Source organism: Agreia sp. (assembly GCF_964263775.1).
Classification (GTDB): domain Bacteria; phylum Actinomycetota; class Actinomycetes; order Actinomycetales; family Microbacteriaceae; genus Agreia.
Window position 1 is genome coordinate 1 of record NZ_CAXVWM010000094.1, and the last position, 4,827, is coordinate 4,827.

Genomic DNA, 4,827 nt, shown 5'->3' on the forward strand with positions numbered 1-4,827 from the left:
GGGGTCGGATGCGACGGGGCCGGGTCGTCGAGATGCGGCACGGTGATCTCGGGAAAGTCTCCCGACAGGGGTTCGCGGAACTGCAGATTGAGGTGCACGGGGCCGGGCATCCCGTCGCGGCCGCGCGACGCATCCATTGCCTGCGCCGCGAGCGACTCGGCGTCGGGGCTCAGCCCGAGCACCTCGTCGACCGGCTCGTCTGCGGGGGCGGAGGGGGCATCCACATCGAGGTCGAGGCGAACGAATGCGCCGAAGATGCCGGGCTGCCAGGTGGTCTGGTTGGCACCCGTTCCGCGCAGCTCGGCGGGCCGGTCGGCCGAGAGCACGATGAGCGGCACGCCGCTGTGGTGCGCCTCCATCACGGCGGGCAACAGGTTGCCCACGGCCGTTCCCGAGGTGGTGATGATGGCCGCGGGAAGGCCGGACTCCCGCGCCAATCCGAGGGCGGTGAAGGCCGCCGAACGCTCATCGAGTCGAACCGTCAGACTCAGGATGCCGCGGCGATCGAGTGCGGCCGCTGCGAGGGCGAGCGCCTGCGAACGCGACCCCGGGGTGAGAACGACATGACGAAGCCCGCGTGCCACGAGGTGCGTGAGAAGGGCGACGGAGAAGTCCGTTGCCGGGCTCACGTCGTCGGGCCGGGCTTTCCGCGGCGGCCCGGCGTGGGATCGTCGGAGGGCTTGTCGCCCGCCTGGTCGTTCAGCCGTTTCTCGAGGTCGCGGATCTGCTCGTCGGTTCGGGCCTCAGCAGCCGGGTCGCGGGGCGTCGTGTAGCCGAGCTTGCCCAAGAAGTCGGGGTCGTCGTCGGGACCGAGCGTGCGGTAGACGGCGGCGTTCTGCTCGCGGCCCCGGCCAATGACGAACCAGAGGACCCCGCCGATAAGGGGGATCAGAATGATGATGAGCAACCAGGCCCATTTGGGAAGACCGCGGATGAGGCGGACAGGACGAAGGGCAGCGTCGACGATCGAGTAGATCATGAACGTCACGGCGACGATACCGAGGACGAACAGCAAGCGGGCCATGAACCCATGATAGGCGCGGTAACCGTGCGTTTGCCCGGGGGTTGCCCGCCGTCGAGCGCCTACACTGAATGCCGTGAATCCTCGACGCACCTGGCTGCTGTTCTCGCTCATTCGAATCGGGTTGTTCGCCGTCGTGCTCGCGATTCTCCTGCTGCTGCTGACCCCGGGCGGCGTGCCCGCCTGGATCTCGGCGCTGCTCGCCGCGATCATCGCGCTCTGCATCTCGTTCATCTTCTTGCGCAGGCCCCGCGAAGAGGCCGCGAAGAGCCTGTACGAGGCTCGGGCAAGCACCAAGCGCTCGCAGTCGACCGCGTCGGGTGACGACGAAGACAGCGAAGACGCGGCCGTCGACGGCACGCGGGCCTAGCGTTCGGCCGAACTACTTCGCGTGGCGCTTCAGCGCTTTCTCGAGGTCGCCCGCAACGCCCTTCCAGCGGCCGAGCATGATCTTGCGCTCATCACGGCTGGTGAGCTTCTGCTGGCGAAACGAGATGGTCGTTGCTCCGTCGGCCTCGGTAAGGCTCAGCTGCAGGGTGGAATCGTGGTTCCACTCCCCCGGGCGCCAGCTCACGCGCAGGTCGACCCCGGGCTGCACGCTCAGCACGCGGCCGGAGATGTCGTCGTCGGTCTCGTAGGCGGCGCCTTTGACCAGCGGAAGCGTGCTGATCTGGCCCAACCACAGCGGCAGGCCCTCGCCCACGAGGAACGCCCAGACGGTCTTGCGACTGCCCGCAACCGTCTGCTTCACGCCGACATCCCAGCCGGCAGATGAGTTGGGTTTCCTGAAGTCAGCCATCCCTCGACCTTAGGCCCCCGGGTCAGAACGCGATGGCAGCGGCGAGGCCCAGTCCGTAGACCAGCCCGGTGAGGCTCGTGAGCTGCAAGGCCAGAATCAGCTCCTTCGGCGTTTTCGCCGTCAGCACGATCACGGCCGCCGGAATGGCGATCAGCAGCGTGAAGAACACGAGAATGACGAGAGGGAACAGCAGCGTCAGGAATCCGAGGACCACAAACGGAATCAGCATGAACACGCAATACAGGATGCGCGCGGCTCGATCGCCGACGCGCACGGCGAGCGTCTTCTTCTTCGCGATACGGTCCTGCGGAATGTCGCGGATGTTGTTGACCATCAGGACGGCGCACGAGATGAATCCGATGGCCACGGCGGCGAGGATTCCTTCGAGGCTGATGTCGCGCGCGAGCACCCACAGCGTGCCGAGGGTGGCGACCAGCCCGAAGAAGACGAACACGAAGAACTCGCCGAGCCCCGCGTATCCATAGGGCCGCTTGCCGCCGGTGTAGAACCAGCCGGCCACGATTGCCGCGGCTCCCACGGCGAGAAGCCACCAGATCTGGGTGATGATCACGATGGCGATGCCGGCGACCGCGGCGAGCCCGAAGAAGGCGAGTGCAACGGTGAGCACGAGCTTCGGCCGAACCGCCCCCGAGCCGGTCAGGCGCGCGGGGCCGACACGGTGGGCATCCGTGCCCCGGATGCCGTCGGAATAGTCGTTCGCGTAGTTCACGCCGATCTGCAGGAAGAGGGAGACCGCGAGGCAGAGAGCGACCACAGGCCACTGGTCGTGCACCGATCCGAGGATGGTGGCAGCGCCCGTTCCCAGCGCGACAGGCGCGATCGCCAGGGGAAGGGTGCGCAGGCGCGCACCAGCGATCCAGTCGCCCGCAGTCACCCTCGTGCGGCGGCTCGGGGCGACGCGAGGGCCGGCCGGATGTCCGGTGGACTTCACTCGGCGGGCGTTCCTCGACGAAGACTTCTTGCGGGGCGACTTCTTACTCGTAGGCACCCGACGATTGTAGGGCTCGTCGTACGATAGAGGCTGGTGCGCCGGGAAGTCTGGTCGGCAGACGGTCGAACGATCGTCTTTCTCCACTCCGCCGACCACACTCGCGGAAGCAAGGACGCCCTATGAGCTTCATTCGATCCGAACGCGTCGCCGCCCTGTTCCTGCTCGTGGCCGCGGCGGCGGGCCTCCTTCTCGCGAACACGCCTGCGGGGCCGACGCTGATGAGCCTGCAAGACGCGCACCTCGCGATTGCCGGAACCCCGCTCGACCTCTCGGTCGGGCACTGGATCAGCGACGGCCTGCTCGCGATCTTCTTCTTCGTCGTGGCCGTCGAGCTGAAGAACGAGTTCGCCGTGGGCCAGCTCAACACCGTCGCGAAAGCGGTCAGGCCGGCCATCGCGGCGCTCGGCGGCGTGATCGTGCCGGCCCTGATCTACATCGCGTTCACGGCCGGATCCGGCTACGAGGGCGGATGGCCCATCCCCACGGCGACCGATATCGCCTTCGCGCTCGGCGTGCTCGCGGTGTTCGGAAAAGGCATCCCGTCTCGGCTTCGCATCTTCATCCTCGCCCTGGCGATCCTCGACGACATCGTGGCGATCCTCATCATCGCCGTGTTCTTCACCGCCGAGCCCAACCTGCTCTATATCGGGCTCGCCGCGGTCGGTGTGGCGCTCTTCGGGCTGCTCAGCAGTCGCCTGGCCGGTCGCTACCGCGTGCTCGTCGGCATCCTGATGGCCCTGGTGGCCGTGGTCACCTGGTCGCTCACCTACCTCTCGGGCGTGCACGCCACGATTGCCGGCGTCGCGCTCGGACTCGTGATGATGCGGCGGCCGGCGCTGCGCGTGCGGCACATGCTCGAACCCGTGACGAACGGCGCCATCCTGCCGATCTTCGCTTTTTCGGCTGCGCTCGTCGCGATACCGCAGGTCGCTCCGAGCGAATTGGCCGCGCCCTTCTGGGGAATTCTCATCGCTCTGCCGGTGGGCAAGATCATCGGCATCGGCATCGGCGGGTGGCTCTCGAGTTTCGTCGGCCGAGGCGCTCGGCGCCCGCACCTCACACTCCATGGGTTGCTCACCGCTGGCGCGCTCGGCGGCGTCGGCTTCACCGTCTCGTTGCTGATGAACGAACTCGCATTCGCGAGGCACGACGAGGTGGCCGACGAAGGGACCCTCGCCGTGCTGCTCGGATCGTCGATCTCGATCGTCGTCGCCGCCGTGCTCGTGTCGACTCTCGCGGCGTACTACCGACGGCTCCGGGTGCTTCGCGAGGATGCGCAGGAGAGACTGCGCGAGGCCTGATCAGTCGGCTGCGGCTGACGCGGCTGCGGCTGACGCGGCTGCGGCGGACGCGAGCGAGCGGGCGAGGCTGAGCCGGTCGGGCTTTCCGGATGCGAGGGTCGGCAGCGCGTCGACGGTCACGATGCGCACGGGCGCGGCCGCCCGGCCCGGCCCCGCGATGACCGCAGCACGCACGCGCTGCAGGCTGTCGGCATCCACGGGCCCGTCGGTGACGACCACTGAGACCTGGCCCCATTCGGCGCTCGGCTGCGGAACGACGACCGCGCCCCGGAAACCCTCGATCGACTGCACGACGCGCTCGACGCGGTCGAGCGACACCTTGATGCCGCCCGAGATGATCACGTTGTCGATGCGGCCGGAGACTCGCACGACCCCGTCGACGACGTCTCCCGAGTCGGCGTTGCGGTACCAGCGGCGACCGTTCTCGGTCGAGAACTTGCGCTCTGTCAGTTCGTCGTCGCCGAGGTAACCCTCCGCCAGCATCGGGCCGGAGAGTTCGAGCTCGCCCGCGGTGACCCTCGCCTGAACCTGGCTCAACGGGATGCCGTCGTACACGCATCCGCCCGCCGTCTCGCTCGACCCGTAGGTGCGGCGAACGCGGAGGCCGAGCTCGATCGCCCGCGAGAACAGGGCGGCCGGCAGCGCCTGTCCGCCCACGAGGATCGCGTCGAGGCGACTCACCTGACGCCGGATG

6 protein-coding genes and 1 pseudogene are annotated in these 4,827 nt (G+C 68.1%); 2 read left to right on the forward strand and 5 right to left on the reverse strand.

Annotated elements, in window-relative coordinates:
- Together ACE5CZ_RS07530 and ACE5CZ_RS07535 are read right to left on the reverse strand one after the other, a co-directional pair.
- Positions 1-629, reverse strand: a 629-nt coding sequence (locus tag ACE5CZ_RS07530) for a thiamine pyrophosphate-binding protein (RefSeq protein ID WP_374946712.1), incomplete at its 3' end; no start/stop codon positions are given.
- A complete protein-coding gene (locus ACE5CZ_RS07535) occupies positions 626-1,024 on the reverse strand; it encodes a PLDc N-terminal domain-containing protein (protein WP_374946713.1) in 399 nt (132 codons plus the stop codon). The genes ACE5CZ_RS07535 and ACE5CZ_RS07530, both read right to left, overlap by 4 nt.
- Positions 1,025-1,097: 73 nt before the next feature.
- Here ACE5CZ_RS07535 and ACE5CZ_RS07540 point away from each other — a divergent pair, with 73 nt between their 5' ends.
- Positions 1,098-1,391, forward strand: a complete 294-nt coding sequence (locus ACE5CZ_RS07540; RefSeq protein ID WP_374946714.1) for a DUF4229 domain-containing protein — start codon at positions 1,098-1,100, stop codon at positions 1,389-1,391.
- 12 nt (positions 1,392-1,403) lie between these two features.
- On the opposite strand, the gene ACE5CZ_RS07545 is transcribed toward ACE5CZ_RS07540, so the two are convergent.
- Entirely contained in the window at positions 1,404-1,820 is a 417-nt protein-coding gene (locus ACE5CZ_RS07545) for an SRPBCC domain-containing protein (protein WP_374946715.1), read from the reverse strand.
- A gap of 22 nt (positions 1,821-1,842) precedes the next feature.
- Entirely contained in the window at positions 1,843-2,829 is a 987-nt protein-coding gene (locus ACE5CZ_RS07550) for a 1,4-dihydroxy-2-naphthoate polyprenyltransferase (RefSeq protein ID WP_374946716.1), read from the reverse strand.
- Positions 2,830-2,951: 122 nt separating this feature from the next.
- Here ACE5CZ_RS07550 and ACE5CZ_RS07555 point away from each other — a divergent pair, with 122 nt between their 5' ends.
- Positions 2,952-4,133, forward strand: coding sequence for a Na+/H+ antiporter NhaA (locus tag ACE5CZ_RS07555; RefSeq protein WP_374946717.1), 1,182 nt, complete (start codon positions 2,952-2,954; stop codon positions 4,131-4,133).
- Here ACE5CZ_RS07555 and ACE5CZ_RS07560 read toward each other — a convergent pair.
- Positions 4,134-4,827: pseudogene (locus ACE5CZ_RS07560) on the reverse strand (hypothetical protein); the annotation flags it as partial.

Coding starts and splice junctions, on each gene's coding strand:
- ACE5CZ_RS07535 (WP_374946713.1), bottom strand. CDS start 1,024: ATGGCCCGCTTGCTGTTCGTCCTCGGTATCGTCGCCGTGACGTTCATG.
- ACE5CZ_RS07545 (WP_374946715.1), bottom strand. CDS start 1,820: ATGGCTGACTTCAGGAAACCCAACTCATCTGCCGGCTGGGATGTCGGC.
- ACE5CZ_RS07555 (WP_374946717.1), top strand. CDS start 2,952: ATGAGCTTCATTCGATCCGAACGCGTCGCCGCCCTGTTCCTGCTCGTG.